Here is a 16,260-nt window from a genome sequence, read left to right on the forward strand (position 1 = left end):
CGGGGATCTCCGCGCCGGCGGCGGCCCGCCCCGCCCTCCGTACGGCGAGCCTCCGCGCGATCCGCCTCCTCGATCGTTAACCTGCCTACCATGGCCCCCCGTACGTCCAAAGGCGCCTCAGGAAGAACTCCGGCCAAGGGAACCTCCAGCCGGTCGAGGCCCACCCCTGCCCGTACGGCTCCCGCCCGGCGGCCGTCCGCCGCCCGTCCCCGGCCCGCCCCGGCGCGCAAGCCGGCCCCGTCCCAGCCGGACCCGCTCGGCTGGGTCTTCACCATGATCGCCAAGTTGTTCGCGGGCATCTGGATGCTGCTCGCCGCCGGCATCGGCAGCGCGGCCCGGGCCGTGGGGCAGAACGCGCGGGAGCTTGACCCGGTGCACCGCCGCGACGGCCTCGGGCTGGCCGTGTTCGCGGGGGCGGTCGTGCTGGCCGCGATGACCTGGCGGACCCCCACGGGCACCGTCTCCAAGGTGACCGACGCCGTCATGCGCGGCATCTTCGGCTCGCTGACCTGGGTGATCCCGGTCCTGCTGGCCCTGCTGGCCTGGCGGATCCTGCGTTACCCGGACCAGAGCCCCGACACCGGCCGGATGATGATCGGCTGGTCCGCCCTGGCCGTCGGCGTGCTCGGCATCGTGCACGTCGCGCACGGCACGCCGTACCCCTCGGGCGGCCCCACCGACGGCATGGACAAGGTCTCCGCCGCCGGCGGCATGGTCGGCTTCATCATCGCGGCGCCCCCGGCCAGCATCCTGCCCGCCTTCATCACCATCCCGCTGCTGCTGCTGCTGTCCGGCTTCGGCGTCCTGGTGATCACCGCGACCCCGGTGCACCGCATCCCGGAGCGGCTCGCCGAGATCAGGCACATGATCTTCAACCGGGAGGCCTCCGTCCCGGCGGCCGGGCCCCGGACGCCCGGCAAGAAGACCGCGAGGAAGCGGCCGGGCGGCCGGGCGGGCGCCGAGCCGGGAGCCGAGGAACCGGGCGACGGCGTCAAGCCGTACGACACGCCGGTCATCGCCGAGACGCCGGACAGGCTCGCCGGGCACTCCCCGGAGATCGTGCCCGGGCTGCTGGACGAGGAGGAGGCCCCGGCCGCCCGGACGCTGCCCATCATCCCGGAACCGCCCGCCCCGACCCCGGCGCCGCGCAAGGTGGAGCAGCTGGTGCTCTCGCCGCAGGCCGGGCCGTACGAGCTGCCCGACACGCGGATCCTGCGCCCGGGCACCGCGCCCAAGCCGCAGACCAAGGCCAACACCGTCGTGGTCGACGCGCTGACCAGCGTGCTGGAGCAGTTCGGCATCGACGCCCAGGTGATCGGTTTCACCCGGGGGCCGACGGTGACCCGCTACGAGATCGAGCTCGGCCCGGCGGTCAAGGTCGAGAAGGTCACCGCGCTCACCAAGAACATCGCCTACGCGGTCAAGTCGGCCGACGTGCGGATCCTCTCGCCCATCCCGGGCAAGTCGGCGATCGGCGTGGAGATCCCGAACACCGACAAGGACCTCGTCTCGCTCGGTGACATCCTGCGCTCGCCGGTGGCCCAGGCCGACCACCATCCGATGATCGTCGGCCTCGGCAAGGACGTCGAGGGCCGCACGATAGTGGCCAACCTGGCCAAGATGCCGCACCTGCTCATCGCGGGCGCCACCGGCGCGGGCAAGTCGGTCTGCGTCAACGGGCTGATCTCCTCGATCCTGATGCGCGCCACCCCGGACGAGGTCCGGATGGTCCTGGTCGACCCCAAGCGGGTGGAGCTCTCGGTCTACGAGGGCATCCCGCATCTCATCACGCCGATCATCACCAACCCGAAGAAGGCCGCCGAGGCCCTGGAGTGGGTGGTGGGGGAGATGGACCGCCGCTACGACGACCTGGCCGCCAGCGGCTTCCGGCACGTGGACGACTTCAACAAGGCGGTGCGCGCGGGCAAGCTGGTGCCCCCGCCCGGCAGCGAGCGGGTCTACCAGCCCTACCCCTACCTGCTGGTGATCGTCGACGAGCTCGCCGACCTGATGATGGTCGCCCCGCGCGACGTCGAGGACTCCATCGTCCGCATCACCCAGCTCGCCCGTGCGGCCGGCATCCACCTGGTCATCGCCACCCAGCGCCCCTCGGTGGACGTCGTCACCGGCCTGATCAAGGCGAACGTGCCCTCGCGCCTGGCCTTCGCCACCTCCTCGCTCGCCGACAGCCGGGTCATCCTCGACCAGCCCGGCGCGGAGAAGCTGGTCGGGCAGGGCGACGCGCTCTTCCTGCCCATGGGCGCGAGCAAGCCCATGCGGCTGCAGAACGCCTTCGTCTCCGAGAAGGAGATCGCCGAGGTCGTCGCGCACTGCAAGTCCCAGATGCAGGCCGAGTACCGCCCCGACGTGACGGCCTCCGCCACGGCCAAGAAGGAGATCGACGAGGACATCGGCGACGACCTCGACCTGCTGGTCCAGGCGGCCGAGCTGATCGTGACCACCCAGTTCGGCTCGACCTCCATGCTCCAGCGGAAGCTGCGGGTGGGCTTCGCCAAGGCCGGTCGCCTGATGGACCTGCTGGAGAGCCGGAACGTCGTCGGCCCCAGCGAGGGTTCGAAGGCGCGGGAGGTGCTGGTCAAGCCGGACGAGCTGCCCGGCCTCCTGGCCGACCTGCGCGGAGAGGGGTAGGGGGTACCCCCCGAGAGTGACGATCCTCTCATCACTGATTGAATGGGACTCGCTACGCAACGTCAACGAGCGGGGGAGCGTGCACCAGTGAACGAGGAGAAAGACAGAGCCGACTCCGGCGGTGCCGTCACGGACGCGGGCACGGGCACGGGCACGGGCACGGACATGGGTCCCGGCGCGGACATGGGTCCCGGCGCGGACATGGGTCCCGGCGCGGACGCCCGGGTGCCGCGCGGTGCCCGCACGAGCATCGGGCGGACCCTGGCCGAGGCCCGCCGGGCCGCGGGCCTGACCGTCGAGCAACTGAGCGCGCGGGCCTGCCTGCGCGCCACGCTGATCCACGCCATCGAGCGGGACGACTTCTCCCTGTGCGGGGGCGACTTCTACGCGCGGGGGCACGTGCGCAATCTCGCCAGGATCGTCGGGCTGGACCCCGAGGCCCTGGTCTGCGAGTTCGACGAGCAGCACGGCGGCGTGCCGCTCCCGGTCCGCGCGGCCAGCGTGTTCCAGGCCGACCGGCCCATCAAGATCCGTGAGCGCCGCTCGCCGAACTGGACGCTGGCCATGGCCGTCGCGCTGGCCGTCGTCGTCGCGTTCGGCGTGGTGCGGACGATGGGCGGGGCCGGGGACACGACGACGGAGACCCGGCCGGTCGCCGCCCCCACGCTGCCCTCCCTTCCACCGCCGCCCCAGCCCGGAGCGCCCACCGTGCCGCCCGCCCCGGGCATGCCCCCCGCCCCGGGCATGCCGCCGGCACCGGGAGCGCCGGGGGTGCAGCCCGCGCCCGGCACGGCCGCCGACCCGGCGCGCGGAGCCGCCTCGGCCTCCGAGGCCCGCCGCGGCGAGGAGGTCGTGCTCGAGGTCAGGGCGGAGCGCTCCTCGAAGCTGAGCGTGCGGGACGCGGACGGAAGGAAGATCTTCTCGGGCACGCTGAAGGCCGGCAAGAGCGCCCAGTGGAAGGCGAAGAAGGGGATGAAGGTCACCTTCGGTGACGCGGGCGCGGTCTCGGTGCAGGTGAACGGGGAGGACCTCGGTGCTCCGGGCCGCTCGGGACAGACCGTCAGGCGCTCCTACGAGGCTCCCGCGCCCGACCGCCGCTAGGTCCGGCCGGCAGGTGGGAACGGGGGAGGTGCATCGGTAGTGGCCAACTCCCGATACCGTAGTGTTCACCATGTCATCCCGCCGAACCGCATCGCTGATCACACTGGGTTGCGCGCGCAACGAGGTCGACTCCGAGGAGCTCGCCGCGCGGCTTGAGGCTGCCGGCTGGCAGCTGGGCGACGACGACCCCGACGTCATCGTCGTCAACACGTGTGGCTTCATCGACTCAGCGAAGAAGGACTCCATCGACACGCTGCTCGCCGCGGCCGACTCCGGGGCCAAGGTGGTCGCTGCGGGCTGCATGGCCGAGCGGTACGGCGACCAGCTCGCCGAGGCGCTGCCGGAGGCGGCGGCCGTCATCTCCTTCGACGACTACACCGAGATCGGCGCGCGCCTCGACGACGTGCTGGAGGGGCGGCCGCTCGTCCCGCACAGCCCGCGCGACCGCCGGACGCTCCTGCCGATCTCGCCGGTCGAGCGCGCCGCCGCGCCCAAGGCGGCCATCCCCGGCCACGGCGGAGAGCTGCCCGAGGGGGTCGCCCCCGCCAGCGGCCCCCGGCCGCTGCGCAGGCGCCTGGGCGACGGGCCGGTGGCCTCCCTGAAGCTGGCCTCCGGCTGCGACCGGCGCTGCACGTTCTGCGCCATCCCGGCCTTCCGCGGCGCCTACGTCTCCCGCGGGCCCGAGGAGCTGCTCGGCGAGGCCGCGTGGCTGGCCGAGCAGGGCGTCAAGGAGCTCGTGCTGGTCAGCGAGAACTCCACCTCCTACGGCAAGGACCTGGGCGACCTGCGGGCGCTGGAGAAGCTGCTGCCGCAGATCGCCGCCGTCGAGGGCATCGAGCGGGTGCGGGTCAGCTACCTGCAGCCCGCCGAGCTCCGCCCCGGCCTGCTGGAAGCGATCGCCGGCACCGAGGGCGTGGCGCCGTACTTCGACCTGTCCTTCCAGCACGCCTCCGGTCCGGTGCTGCGCCGGATGCGGCGCTTCGGCGACCCCCGGCGCTTCCTGGAGCTGCTGGAGACCATCCGGGCCGCCGCTCCCGAGGCGGGGGTGCGCTCCAACTTCATCGTGGGCTTCCCCGGCGAGACCGAGGAGGAGTTCGGCGAGCTGGTGGACTTCCTGCAGGAGGCCAGGCTCGACGTGATCGGTGTCTTCGGCTACTCGGACGAGGAGGGCACCGAGGCCGCGTCGCTGCCCGGGAAGCTGGAGCAGGAGGTCGTCGACGCGCGGGTGGCCGCGCTCACCGAGCTGGCCGAGGAGCTCATGGCCCAGCGGGCCGAGGAGCGCATCGGCACCGAGGTGGACGTCCTCATCGAGGAGGACCTCGGGGACGGCGGCTACGAGGGCCGCGCGGCCCATCAGGGGCCCGAGGTCGACGGCTGCGTCACCGTCCAGGGCATCGGCCTGGTCCCCGGCCAGATCGTCCGGGCCGTCGTGGTCGACTCCGAGGGCGTCGACCTGATCGCCCGCATCAAGGCCGCCCCGTGAGCGCGCCGCCGGGCCGGGAGAGCGCATGACCGACACGCCGGAGACCGGCGCCGGCGTGACGCCGGCATCCGCGGGCCGCCGGAAGGTGAGCCTGTGGAACATCGCCAACGCCGTGACGGTGGTACGGCTGGCGTTGGTGCCGTTCTTCGTGGTCTGCCTCTTCCTGCCGGGCACCGGTTGGCGGATGACCGCGCTGGTGGTGTTCCTGGTGGCCTCGCTCACCGATCTGCTCGACGGCGAGCTGGCCCGCCGCTACGGCCTGGTCACCGACTTCGGGAAGATCGCCGACCCGATCGCCGACAAGGCCCTGACCGGGGCGGCGCTGGTCGGGCTGTCGGTCCTGGGCGAGCTGCCCTGGTGGGTCACCGCGGTGATCCTGGGCAGGGAGGCGGGCGTCACCCTGCTGCGCTTCGCGGTCCTGAGGCACGGGGTGATCCCGGCCAGCTACGGCGGCAAGGTGAAGACCGTCCTGCAGATGCTCGCCATCACCTGCTACATCCTGCCGGGCGTGCCGGAGACGGTCCGCTGGGTCGTCATGGGGGCGGCGGTCGCCGTGACCGCCGGAACGGGCCTGGACTACGTGGTCCGGGCCGTCAAGCTCCGGCAGGTGGCCAAGCGGGCACGGGCCGCCTCGTGACGCCTCCGCCGGGCTCCGCGGCCGCGCCCGGGCGGGAGCCTTCGCGGGGGATGGCCGCCACCGGGTCCGCCACCGGGTCCGCCGCTGTGGCCGCCACCGGATCCGGCACGACCTCCGCCGCGCCGGAGGCGGCCCGGGTGATCGCCCTGCTCGCCGGGCGGGGGGAGACGGTCGCGGTGGCCGAGTCGCTGACCGCGGGACTGATCGGCGCGGCGCTGACCGCGCCCGCGGGCGCGTCCGCGGCCTTCGTCGGCGGGGTCCTGTCCTACGCCACCGAGCTCAAGCACCGCCTGCTGGGCGTCCCCGCGGACCTGCTGGAACGCGAGGGGGCCGTGCACCCCGGCGTCGCGGCGGCCATGGCGGCGGGGGTGCGCGAGCTCACCGGCGCCACGTACGGCCTGGCCGCCACCGGTGTGGCCGGCCCCGACCCGCAGGACGGAAAGGCCGTCGGAACCGTGCACCTGGCTGTTAGCGGGCCCGCCGGGCGGGTATGGCATCGGGACCTGCATCTGAACGGGACGCGTGAGGAGATCCGGCGATGCACCGCGAACGAGGCCGTGGACCTGCTCCGGGGCGCGCTGGAGACGGAGCCCGGGGAACATTCCGGGTGATTACCGCGTTACGTCCCCAGCGAACATGCTCCCCGCGCTCTGCCGCGATGTCGGCCGATACGGGTACGGTGGAGCTGTGACTGAGGGCAGCGTCAAGCGATGATGACGGCGAGGCGAATGTACGAAGGGTCGCGTTCGAAGAACGGGCGGCACGAACCGATCGCGCGGAGCGTCGCGAAGACGTCCGCGCCGGGGAGGGAGCGACAGATGGTCCTGCTGCGTCAGCTGCTCGGTGACGTGCTGCGGCGGCTGCGGGTGCGGCAGGGGCGCACCCTGCGCGAGGTCTCGACACTGGCCCGGGTCTCCCTCGGCTACCTGTCCGAGGTGGAGCGCGGTCAGAAGGAGGCCTCCTCCGAGCTGCTCGCGTCGATCTGCGGCGCTCTCGGCGTGCCGCTCTCCCAGGTGTTCCGTGAGGTCTCCGACCAGTTCGCGCTGGCCGAGCTCCAGCACGCCCCGGTGCTCGCCGACGTTCCCGAGCGGGAGCGCATCCCCGAGACGGTGCCCGCCTCCCTCCCGGAGGACGCCTTCGAGGGCTTCCGGGCGGTCGTGCCGCCCATCGAGCACACCCCCGAGGTGAAGGACATGGTCGCCGCCTAGGCGCCGGGGGCCGGCCGGGTCACTCCGGCTGGCAGCGACGGCACCAGTAGATCAGCCGTTCCTGCGGCTGTGCCCCCATCTCTCCCCGGCTGACCCGATTCCCGCAGCGCAGGCACGCCCGGCCCGCCCTGCCGTAGACCCACGCCCCCCGCCCCGGACGGGGATCACCGGTGGTCACCCGGTCCGTCCGGTCCTTGTTCGCCTCCAGCAGCCTGTGCGCGATCTCCACGACCGCCCTCACGTCGTCGAGCGCTCCCACCGGCCGCCACGGCGAGACCCCCGCGAGGAAGAGCGTCTCCGCCCGGTAGATCGTGCCGATCCCGGCGAGGTTGCGCTGGTCGAGCAGGGCCTCGCCGACGGTCCGCTCCGGATCGGCCGTCAGCCGCCGCACGGCCTCCTCCGGATCCCAGTCCGGGCCGAGCAGGTCGGGGCCGAGATGCCCGACGACCCGGCGCTCGTCGGCGGTCCTCAGCAGGTCCACCATGCCGAGCCGTACGCCCACGGCCTGCCACTCGGCGTTGGCGAGCACCAGCCGCACCCGGTCGCCCGGGGGCGTCCGGCGGCCGGCGGGGGAGACGAGCCAGTCGCCGTCCATCCGCAGGTGGGTGTGGACGGTCAGCCCGCCCTCGACCCGGGTGAGCAGGTGCTTGCCGCGGGCGACGGTCTCCAGCACGGTCCGGCCGGTCAGATCGGCGGTGGCGTGCCGGGGCACGCGGAAGTCGGAGCGGGTCAGGACCCGGCCGTCGAGCGCCCGGCCGAGCCGTCCGGCGGTCCGGTGGACGACGTCACCCTCGGGCATGGGGCCAGGGTATCCGCGGGGTGCACGGGAAGGTGGTGTCCGCGCCCCGTCGGCCTCCGCGGCGGGGCGGAACGGGGCGGAGGCCGACGGGGCGGGACCGTCAGTCCCAGGCGGCGGGGTCGGCGGCGAGCTCGCGGACCCGCTCGGGGAGCGCGCCGGTGGCCACGCTCTCCAGCGTGACCTCCTCCAGGATGGCCCGCTCGCTGGCGCGCAGCGCGATCCAGACCTGCTGCAGCGACTCGGCGGGCCCGTGGTAGCTGACATGCTCGGGCCGCTTGCCCTGGACGTTGGCCAGCGGGCCGTCCACGGCGCGGATCACGTCGGCGAGGCTGATCTCCGCCGGGGGACGGGCCAGCACGTAACCGCCCTCCGGACCGCGCTGACCGCGGACCAGGCCGGCGCGGCGCATCTGGAGCAGGATGTTCTCCAGGTACTTGGGCGGCATCTTCTGCTCCTCGGCGAGCTCGCCCACGGTGGTTGGCCCCTCGCCTGCGGCGGCGAGTTCGGCGGCGGCACGCAGGGCATAGTCGACACGAGCAGATAGGCGCATGCGATCGATTATCCCGCCTGCGGGCGACCACTCGGGCGCGAGGTCCCGCCGGACAGGTGCCCGGCGGAGCCGCAGCGGGGCGGGCCGCACAGGGGAGCGCTCCCAGCGCTCACCCGCTCCGGAGTCTTCGCGCGCTAAACTCTCGGGAAAATTCACCGACGACGGACCGCCAATCTCGCCCGGCCGGGGCGGCGACGGACAACGCCGAAAAGAAAGCATGCATATGGAGCGACGTCCTGGCGTGCCCAGGCTGCTGAGGGAGATCAACGACCGGGCCGCCCTGGAACTGCTGCTCACCTCCGGTCCGCTGACGAGAGGGCGGATCGGGGAGCTCACCGGTCTGTCCAAGGTGACGGCGTCGCAGACGCTCGCCCGCCTGGAGGAGCGTGGGCTCGTCGAGGTGATCGGGGAGCAGGCCGGAGGGAGGGGCCCGAACGCGGCCCTCTACGGGGTGGTCTCCTCCGCCGCCTACGTGGCCGGCCTGGACGTCGGGCCGGAGTTCGTCACCACCGCCGTGGCCGACATCCAGGGCAGGATCGTCGGCGAGGCGACGGTCGCCCCCGCCGGGCACGAGGACCCGGTCGCGCTCGTGCACGACGCGGTGGTCAAGGCGTGCCGCTCGGCCCGGGTGGCGATCTCCCGGCTGCGCGCGATCGCGATCGGCACCCCCGGCGTCGTCGATCCGCGCACCGGCGACGTGCGCTTCTCCTTCGACCTGCCGGGCTGGCACGAGGGCATCCACGAGGCGCTCGCCCGGGACCTGCGCCGCGACGTGAGGATCGAGAACGACGTGAACCTCGTCGCCGTCGCCGAGCGCGCCCTGGGCGCGGCCCGCGGCGTCGACGACTTCGTGCTGCTCTGGGCCGGCCGCGGCATCGGCCTGGGCGTCGTGCTCGGCGGCCGGCTGCACCGGGGCCGGTCCGGCAGCGCCGGGGAGATCGGCTACCTGCCGGTGCCGGGTGTGCCGCTGGCCGAGGACGTGCGGGCGGTGCCGGGGCGGCTGCCGTCCCTCGCGGGCGGCCTGCAGTCGCTGGTGAGCGCGGAGGCCGTGACCGAACTGGCCGCCTCGCACGGCTTCGCCGGGCGGAGCGCCGCCGAGTGCGTGGCCGCCGCGGCCGAGGCGGGCGAGCGGGGGCAGGCGCTGCTGGACGAGATCGCCGGGCGGCTGGCGCTGGGCGTGGCCTCGGTCTGCGTCGTGCTCGATCCCGGCCTGGTGGTGCTCGCCGGCGAGGTCGGCAGGGCGGGAGGGAGCGCCCTCACCTCGCGGATCGAGGAGGCCGTCGCCCGGATCTGCCCGGTCCGCCCGGAGGTGGCGGTCAGCGAGGTGGAAGGCAACCCCGTACTGCGCGGGGCGGTGCTCGAGGCACTGGAGCACGCGCGGGAGGAGATCTTCGCGTCCTGACGCCGGACGCGGCCCGTGCCCGGCGGGCAGGGCGGGGTCCGGTCCGGGGTCCGCCGGACCGGACCGCCCACGTGCCCGGGGCGGGGCTCCGGCCGCTCGGTGGAGGGCCGGAGGGCCCGGTCAGACCCCGAGCAGTTCGGCCGCGGCCTGGGCGTTGGCCCGGGCGGCCCCGTAGGTGGCCAGATAGGTCGCGGCCGCCGGACGCCAGATCGGCAGCCCCATCTCCACCACGGCGGCGTCGGGACGGACGGCGAGCAGGGCGGTCACCACCGAGCGGCTGTCCGGGTAGCGGTGCGCGTCCTTGACCACGAGGACCAGGGAGCGGCCGGCCGCGTGCTCCAGGATGCCCGGCACGTCCGCGTCCTGCGGCCGGACCCGGAGCACCTCGGTCTCCGGCAGCCAGGGAGCGAAACCCCAGGGCACGTCGCCGACCGCGATGGTCGGAGGGGTCTCCAGTTCGACCACGAGCGGGTCGGCGAGCACGGGAGCCGGGCCGGTCAGGCTGACCGCGCGCCGGGCGGCGGTCAGGCCGATCGTGCTCTCGGCGGCGGGGGCCTGACGGGGCTCGCCGAACCACGCGCGCAGGCGGGCCACCCGCCCGGCGGCCTCCTCCAGGCGCGCCACCGGCAGGCGGCCGTCCCGGGTCGCGGCGACGATCTCGGAGATGATCGCCCGGACGTCCTCCTCGGTGGGGAGCGGGCCGAGGCAGAGCAGGTCGGTCCCGGCGGCCAGGGAGAGCACCGCGCCGCCGGCCAGGCCGTAGGTGTCGGTGATGGCCCGCATGTCGAGGGCGTCGGAGATGACGACGCCGTCGTAGCCCAGCTCGCCGCGGAGCAGGGTGGTCAGCGCGGCCGCCGACAGCGTCGCGGGCAGCTCGCCGGTCAGGGCGGGCACCTGGACGTGCGCGGTCATGACCGACTTCGCGCCGGCCTCGATGGCGGCGCGGAAGGGCACGAGCTCCCGTTCGTGCAGCACGTCCAGGGAGGCGTCGACGAGCGGGACCTCCAGGTGGGAGTCCTGGCGGGTGGCGCCGTGACCGGGGAAGTGCTTGACGCAGGCGGCCACCCCCGCCGACTGCAGGCCGTGGACGGCGGCGACGGTGTGCCGGGCGACGAGCGCGCTGTCCGAGCCGAACGCGCGGGTGCCGATGACCGGGTTGTCGTCGGCGGTGTTGACGTCGGCGTCCGGCGCCATGTCCAGGTTGACGCCGCAGGCGGCCAGCTCGTCGCCGATGGCGCGGTAGACATCGCGGGTCAGCCCGGTGTCGTCCACGGCGCCGAGGGCGGCGTTGCCGGGGTAGGGGCTGCCCACGTGGTAGGCGAGCCGGGTGACGTCCCCGCCCTCCTCGTCCAGGGAGACGACCGGGTCGCCGGCCGCGCGCAGGCTCTTGGTCAGGGCGGCGAGCTGGACCGGGTCGGCGACGTTGAAGCCGAAGAGGGTGACGCCGCCGAGCCCGTTCTCCAGCTCGCGGAGGACCCACTCGGGGGAGGTGGTGCCCCGGAACGCGACGAGCAGCGTGCCGGCCGCGAGACGGTACAGCCCCCGGTCGCCGGGACCCACAGTGAAGTCGGACATGGCGGTAGAAAGCTCCTTGCCTGAGGTCGGGGAGATCGCGTGGAGGGCGGGCCTGCCGGTCCGGCCCGTGCCTCGTGGGCGCGGAGCCGTACCGGCGGCGGGGATCAGCCCTTGACGGCGCCCGCGACGAGGCCGGAGACCATGCGCCGCTGCACCAGGAGGAAGAAGACGACGACCGGGACGGTCATCATCGTGGAGCCGGCCATGATCGCTCCCCAGTCGGTCCCGCGCTGCCCGAAGAAGAACTGGAGCGCGACGGGCATGGTGTAGCCGGAGGAGTCGGACATGAGCATGAGGGCGAAGATCAGCTCGTTCCAGGCGGTGATGAACGAGAAGATGCTCGTCGCCACCAGTCCGGGGGCCACCAGGGGGAACAGGACCTTCCGGAAGGTCGTGAACCGGCTCGCGCCGTCGATCCAGGCCGCCTCCTCCAGCGACTTGGGCACCGCGGCGACGAACGTGCGCAGCATCCAGATGCCGAAGGGCAGGGTCAGGCCGACGTTGATCACGATCAGGCCGAGCAGCTGGTCGTAGAGGCCGAGCCGCCTGACGTTGAGGAAGAGCGGGATGAGCAGCGCCTCGGCCGGGATCATCTGGACGATCAGCAGGGTGATCAGGAAGGTGGTGCGGCCCCGGAACCGGAAGCGCGAGATGGCGGTGGCCGCCAGCAGCGCGAAGACGGCGCCGATGAGCACGGTCCCCAGGGCCACGACGGCGCTGTTGCGCATGTAGACCCAGATGGAGTTGCCGGCCACGCCCTCGGTGAGCACCCGCTCCACGTGCTCGAAGGTGATCTCCGTCGGGACGGGGATGAAGTCGGTGGTGAAGATCTGGTCGTTGGTCTTGAACGCGGTGGAGACCATCCAGTAGACGGGGAAGACCGCGAACAGGAAGACCAGGACGCCGGTCGCGTTGAGCGCGGCGGTGCCCAGGCGTCTGCGGGTGCGGGGGTCGATCCGCCCGCCCGGCGCCGGACGCCTGGGGGCGGAGGCCGGACGGCCGCCGGTGAGAGAGCTCGTCACATCTCCTCCGTCTTCACGATCTGCCGGACGTAGACGGCGGTGACGACGAGCAGGAGGGCGGTGAGCACCACCGCGATCGCCGCGCCGCTGCCCATCTTCGGCGGGCTGCGGAAGGCCTCGGCGAAGGAGAACATCGACAGGTTGAACGCCTCGCGGTTGGTCGGCCCGCCCATCAGCACGTACAGCTGGCTGAAGACCTTGAAGTTCCAGATGACCGACAGGATCGTCAGCACCGAGAACACCGGCTTGAGCAGGGGGAAGGTGATCTTCCTGAAGGTCCGCCAGGCGCTGGAGCCGTCGACCCGGGCCGCCTCGTAGAGCTCGGCGGGGATGCCCTTGAGGCCGGCGAGCACCGAGACCGCGATGAACGGGAACGAGGCCCAGACCACGCAGACGATCAGGACCAGGTAGACCGTGAACGCGTCGTTGAGCCAGGGCTCGCCGGTCCAGTCGGCCCGGCCGAACAGCAGCTCCGAGAACCAGTCGGGGAGCAGGTTGAGCGCCCAGTTGATCATTCCGGCGTCGGCGTCGGCGAGCCAGCGCCAGATGACGCCCTGGGCGACCGGCGGCACGGCCCAGGCGGACATGATGCCGACGACCACGAACGTGGACATCCTCTTGCTCAGCTTGTTGAGCAGGACGCCGACCGCGGTGCCGAGGACCAGCGTGAGCGTCACGGTGACGACGGCGAAGACGACGGTGTTGCGGAGCGAGGACCAGAAGATCTCGCTCTCGAAGATCTGGGTGTAGTTCTCACCGCCCACCCAGTCGGCCGGCACGCCGCGGATCTGGCGCAGCCCCACCTTCTGGAAGGACATGATGAGCATCTGGATCGTCGGGTAGAGCAGCAGTCCGGCGATGACCAGGAGCCCGGGGGCGAGCAGGACGTAGGGGACGAGCCAGGCGGGCATCCCGCTCGCCTTCGCCTGCCGCCGGGAGCGCGGAGGACGCCGCGCCGGGGCGGAGGAGTCGCCTCCGCCCCGGGCGATCGTTGACGTGTTCGCCATGGTTACTGCTGGTTCAGGATCTCTTCGAGTTCCGTGTTGGCCTTGGCCAGGGCCTCGTCGGCGCCGGCCTTGCCCTCGATGACCGAGACCGCGGCGTTCTGCAGCACGGCCTTGGTCTCACCGGCCTCGGTCCAGTTGGAGTCGGCCGGCAGGGCGCGGGCGTTGGCGAAGGCCTCGGCGAACGGGGCCTGCGCCGGGTCCTCCTTCAGCTTCTCGAGGTGCTCGGGGTAGATCGGGAGCAGGCCGCCCTCGGAGGCGTACCGGCCCGCCCACTCCTTGGTGGTGGCGAACTTCACGAACTCGGTCGCCAGCTCCTTGTTCTCGGCGTCGTTCCAGACGGCGATGTCGTTGCCGCCGAAGAAGGCCGGGGCCGCCCCGCCGCTCTTGGTCGGGAGCGGGAAGAAGGCCATCTTCGCCTCGTCGACCTTGCCGGAGCTCTCCTCCTTGATCGTGGCGATGTCCCAGCCGGCGGTCAGGTACATGCCGACCTTGCCGTTGGCGAAGCGGGTGCGGATGTCGGCGGAGTTCTGGGTGAGGCGGGACTTGCCGGACAGGCCCTCGGTGACGAGGCTGGTGTAGGTGGCGAAACCGGCCTTGAAGCCCGGCTCGGTCAGCTTGCCGACCCACTTGTCGCCTTCCTTGACGGCGTAGTCGCCGCCCTCGGCCCAGGCGAGCGAGCCGAGGAGGTGGTTGGCGTCGGAGCCGCCGTTGAAGGCGAAGCCGTCGACGTCCTTGCCCTTGTCCTTCTGGATCTTCTTGGCCGCCGCGACGAGCTCGTCCCAGGTCTTCGGGACCTCGATCTTCAGCTCGTCGAACCAGTCCTTGCGGTAGAGCACGGCGCGGGTGCCCATGCCCCACGGCGAGGCGTAGATCTCGCCGGCGTCGGTCTCCAGGGAGAGCAGGTTCTTCGGGATCTCGGCCTGCTCGCCGCCGCTGAAGATCGAGGTGATCGGGTGGAGGGCGTCCTGGCTGCGCCAGAGCGGCACCTGGTCGTTGCCGATCTCGGTGACGTCCGGGCCGGCGCCGCCCGCGGCGGCCGCGGTGAACTTGTCGTTCACCTGGGGCCACGGGATCCACTCGACCTTGACCTCGGCGCCGCTCTGCTGCTTGAAGGCGGCGACCAGGTCGTCGGTGTACTTCTGGGCGGCCGGGTTGCTCTCACCGAGACGCCACAGGGTGAGCGTCTGGCCCGCGAACTTCGGCCCGCCTGCGGAGGCGTCGGCCTTCGTCCCGGTGTCGTTCTGCGCGGGCTCGCTGGAGCCGCACGCGGCGAGACCCAGGGCCAGGGCGGCCGTGGTGGCCGTCGCGACGGCGATCTTCGTGATCTTCACTGTGGGGTTCTCCCTTCCCGGCTTCGCGTCGGGGTCGCGCTTCGGGTCGCGGCCCGGTCCCCATGCCGCGCCGTACCTGCTCGAAGACGCCCTCCATACGGTCGGCGCTCTGGCATCCCGCGGCCTTTCCTGCGCTTGCCTGCGGGCTGACGAGCGCTAAACTAACAAGAAACTTTCTTAAAAGAAACGGTCGTTAGCGGATCGTGACGGGGGAGGAAGAACGTGGCTGGACGACCGGGGACGCCGCGGCTGTTACGCCAGCTCAACGACCGTGCGGCGCTCGAGCTGCTGCTCTCCGGCGGCCCCCTCACCCGGGCCGAGCTGGGCGAGCGCACCGGCCTGTCCAAGGTCACGGCGGGTCAGCTGCTGGCCCGGCTCCAGGAACGGGAGCTGGTCTCGGTGGTCGGGGAGCAGGCCGGGGGGCGCGGGCCCAACGCGGCGCTGTACGGCGTGGTGCCCTCGTGCGCGTACGTCGCCGGCCTCGACGTGCTGCCGGACCGGATCAGCGCGGGCATCGCCGACGTCACCGGCGAGCTCGTCGCGGAGGTCGCGGTGGACGTCCCCGCCGCCGGCGGCGAGGCGGACCCGGTACGGCTGGTGCGCGGCGCCGTCCGCCGGGCCTGCGCGGCGGCGGGCATCACCCGGTCCCGGCTCCGCGGCTTCGTGATCGGCACCAAGGGCGTCGTCGACCCCCGGACCGGTGACGTGAGCTTCTCCTTCGACCTGCCCTCCTGGCACGAGGGCGTGCTCACCGAGCTCCGGCGGAGTCTCGGCGTCCCGGTGACGATCGAGAACGACGTCAACCTCGCCGCCCTCGCCGAGCGCGAGTGCGGCGCCGCCTTCGGCGCGGACGACTTCGTGCTGCTGTGGGCCGGGGTCGGCCAGGGCCTCGGCGTCATGCTCGGCGGGCGCCTGCACCGCGGGTTCACCGGGGGCGCGGGCGAGATCGGCTGGCTCCCGGTCCCCGGCGAACCGCTCCCCACCGGCGTGGGCGAGCCCCAGTCCGGTTCCTTCCAGCGGCTGGTCGGCGGGGACGCAGTGACCGGCCTGGCGGGCGCGTACGGCCTCGGCGGCCGGTCCGTCGGCGAGCGCGTCCGTACGGCCGTCGCCGAGGGCGCGGAGGGCTTCCTGGACGAGCTGGCCGGGCGGCTCGCGGTCGGGGTGGCGGCGGTGGCCGTGGTCCTGGACCCCGGGCTGATCGTGCTCGGCGGTGACGTCGGCAGGGCCGGGGGCCCGGCGCTGGCAGCCCGGGTGGAGGAGGCCGTGGCCCGCGTCTGCCCGAGCCGGCCGCGGGTCGTGGTGACCGAGGTGGAGGGCAATCCGGTGCTCCGCGGCGCCCTGGTCTCCGCGCTCCAGCGGGCCCGCGAGGAGGTCTTCTCCGACACGGTCTGACCGGGGCCCGCGCCGTGGCCGCGGTCCGTATACCGGTCGGTCGCGGCTCGATCGGTCGTGACCCGGATCCCGGTCGGTCGTGGCCTGGATCCCGGTCGGTCGTG

General features: G+C 73.1%; 14 protein-coding genes. 8 read left to right on the forward strand and 6 right to left on the reverse strand.

Annotated elements, in window-relative coordinates:
- Nucleotides 1–90 precede the first annotated feature (90 nt).
- From ACFOWE_RS13770 to ACFOWE_RS13795, 6 genes are all read left to right on the forward strand, one after another.
- Nucleotides 91–2,649 carry an FtsK/SpoIIIE family DNA translocase gene (locus tag ACFOWE_RS13770; RefSeq protein ID WP_377287686.1) on the forward strand — a complete coding sequence of 853 codons (2,559 nt, stop codon included), beginning with the start codon at nt 91–93 and terminating at the stop codon, nt 2,647–2,649.
- A gap of 87 nt (nt 2,650–2,736) precedes the next feature.
- Nucleotides 2,737–3,750, forward strand: coding sequence for a helix-turn-helix domain-containing protein (locus tag ACFOWE_RS13775; protein WP_377287687.1), 1,014 nt, complete (start codon nt 2,737–2,739; stop codon nt 3,748–3,750).
- A 70-nt stretch (nt 3,751–3,820) separates the two neighbouring features.
- A complete protein-coding gene (rimO, locus tag ACFOWE_RS13780; protein WP_377287688.1) occupies nt 3,821–5,233 on the forward strand; it encodes a 30S ribosomal protein S12 methylthiotransferase RimO in 1,413 nt (470 codons plus the stop codon).
- A gap of 25 nt (nt 5,234–5,258) precedes the next feature.
- Nucleotides 5,259–5,870: a CDP-diacylglycerol--glycerol-3-phosphate 3-phosphatidyltransferase gene (gene pgsA, locus ACFOWE_RS13785; RefSeq protein ID WP_377287689.1), complete on the forward strand. Its 612-nt coding sequence runs from the start codon at nt 5,259–5,261 to the stop codon at nt 5,868–5,870.
- A 50-nt stretch (nt 5,871–5,920) separates the two neighbouring features.
- Nucleotides 5,921–6,481 carry a CinA family protein gene (locus ACFOWE_RS13790; protein ID WP_377287690.1) on the forward strand — a complete coding sequence of 187 codons (561 nt, stop codon included), beginning with the start codon at nt 5,921–5,923 and terminating at the stop codon, nt 6,479–6,481.
- A gap of 207 nt (nt 6,482–6,688) precedes the next feature.
- On the forward strand, nt 6,689–7,078 hold the full coding sequence (locus tag ACFOWE_RS13795) for a helix-turn-helix domain-containing protein (protein ID WP_377287691.1): 390 nt from the start codon (nt 6,689–6,691) through the stop codon (nt 7,076–7,078).
- A gap of 19 nt (nt 7,079–7,097) precedes the next feature.
- On the opposite strand, the gene ACFOWE_RS13800 is transcribed toward ACFOWE_RS13795, so the two are convergent.
- On the reverse strand, nt 7,098–7,877 hold the full coding sequence (locus ACFOWE_RS13800; protein WP_377287692.1) for an Fpg/Nei family DNA glycosylase: 780 nt from the start codon (nt 7,875–7,877) through the stop codon (nt 7,098–7,100).
- Nucleotides 7,878–7,977: 100 nt separating this feature from the next.
- Nucleotides 7,978–8,427 (reverse strand): RrF2 family transcriptional regulator, encoded by a 450-nt coding sequence (locus ACFOWE_RS13805; RefSeq protein WP_377287693.1) that lies wholly within the window; start codon nt 8,425–8,427, stop codon nt 7,978–7,980.
- A 223-nt stretch (nt 8,428–8,650) separates the two neighbouring features.
- Here ACFOWE_RS13805 and ACFOWE_RS13810 point away from each other — a divergent pair, with 223 nt between their 5' ends.
- Nucleotides 8,651–9,829 (forward strand): ROK family transcriptional regulator, encoded by a 1,179-nt coding sequence (locus ACFOWE_RS13810; RefSeq protein WP_377287694.1) that lies wholly within the window; start codon nt 8,651–8,653, stop codon nt 9,827–9,829.
- Between the two features lie 120 nt (nt 9,830–9,949).
- Here ACFOWE_RS13810 and ACFOWE_RS13815 read toward each other — a convergent pair whose 3' ends face one another.
- The 4 genes from ACFOWE_RS13815 to ACFOWE_RS13830 all read right to left on the reverse strand — a co-directional run bounded on the left by ACFOWE_RS13815 (nt 9,950) and on the right by ACFOWE_RS13830 (nt 14,764).
- Nucleotides 9,950–11,404 carry a glycoside hydrolase family 3 protein gene (locus ACFOWE_RS13815; protein ID WP_377287695.1) on the reverse strand — a complete coding sequence of 485 codons (1,455 nt, stop codon included), beginning with the start codon at nt 11,402–11,404 and terminating at the stop codon, nt 9,950–9,952.
- Nucleotides 11,405–11,508: 104 nt separating this feature from the next.
- Nucleotides 11,509–12,360 carry a carbohydrate ABC transporter permease gene (locus tag ACFOWE_RS13820; RefSeq protein ID WP_377289110.1) on the reverse strand — a complete coding sequence of 284 codons (852 nt, stop codon included), beginning with the start codon at nt 12,358–12,360 and terminating at the stop codon, nt 11,509–11,511.
- Between the two features lie 62 nt (nt 12,361–12,422).
- Nucleotides 12,423–13,433 carry a carbohydrate ABC transporter permease gene (locus tag ACFOWE_RS13825; RefSeq protein ID WP_377287696.1) on the reverse strand — a complete coding sequence of 337 codons (1,011 nt, stop codon included), beginning with the start codon at nt 13,431–13,433 and terminating at the stop codon, nt 12,423–12,425.
- A gap of 2 nt (nt 13,434–13,435) precedes the next feature.
- Nucleotides 13,436–14,764 (reverse strand): extracellular solute-binding protein, encoded by a 1,329-nt coding sequence (locus ACFOWE_RS13830; RefSeq protein ID WP_377287697.1) that lies wholly within the window; start codon nt 14,762–14,764, stop codon nt 13,436–13,438.
- 222 nt (nt 14,765–14,986) lie between these two features.
- Between ACFOWE_RS13830 and ACFOWE_RS13835 the strand changes: the two genes are divergently transcribed.
- The gene (locus ACFOWE_RS13835) at nt 14,987–16,156 is read left to right on the forward strand and encodes an ROK family transcriptional regulator (RefSeq protein WP_377287698.1); all 1,170 of its coding nucleotides are present in this window, start codon (nt 14,987–14,989) and stop codon (nt 16,154–16,156) included.
- The last annotated feature ends 104 nt before the right edge of the window (nt 16,157–16,260 follow it).

This window comes from Planomonospora corallina, assembly GCF_042650625.1.
Taxonomy (GTDB): Bacteria; Actinomycetota; Actinomycetes; order Streptosporangiales; family Streptosporangiaceae; genus Planomonospora_B; species Planomonospora_B corallina.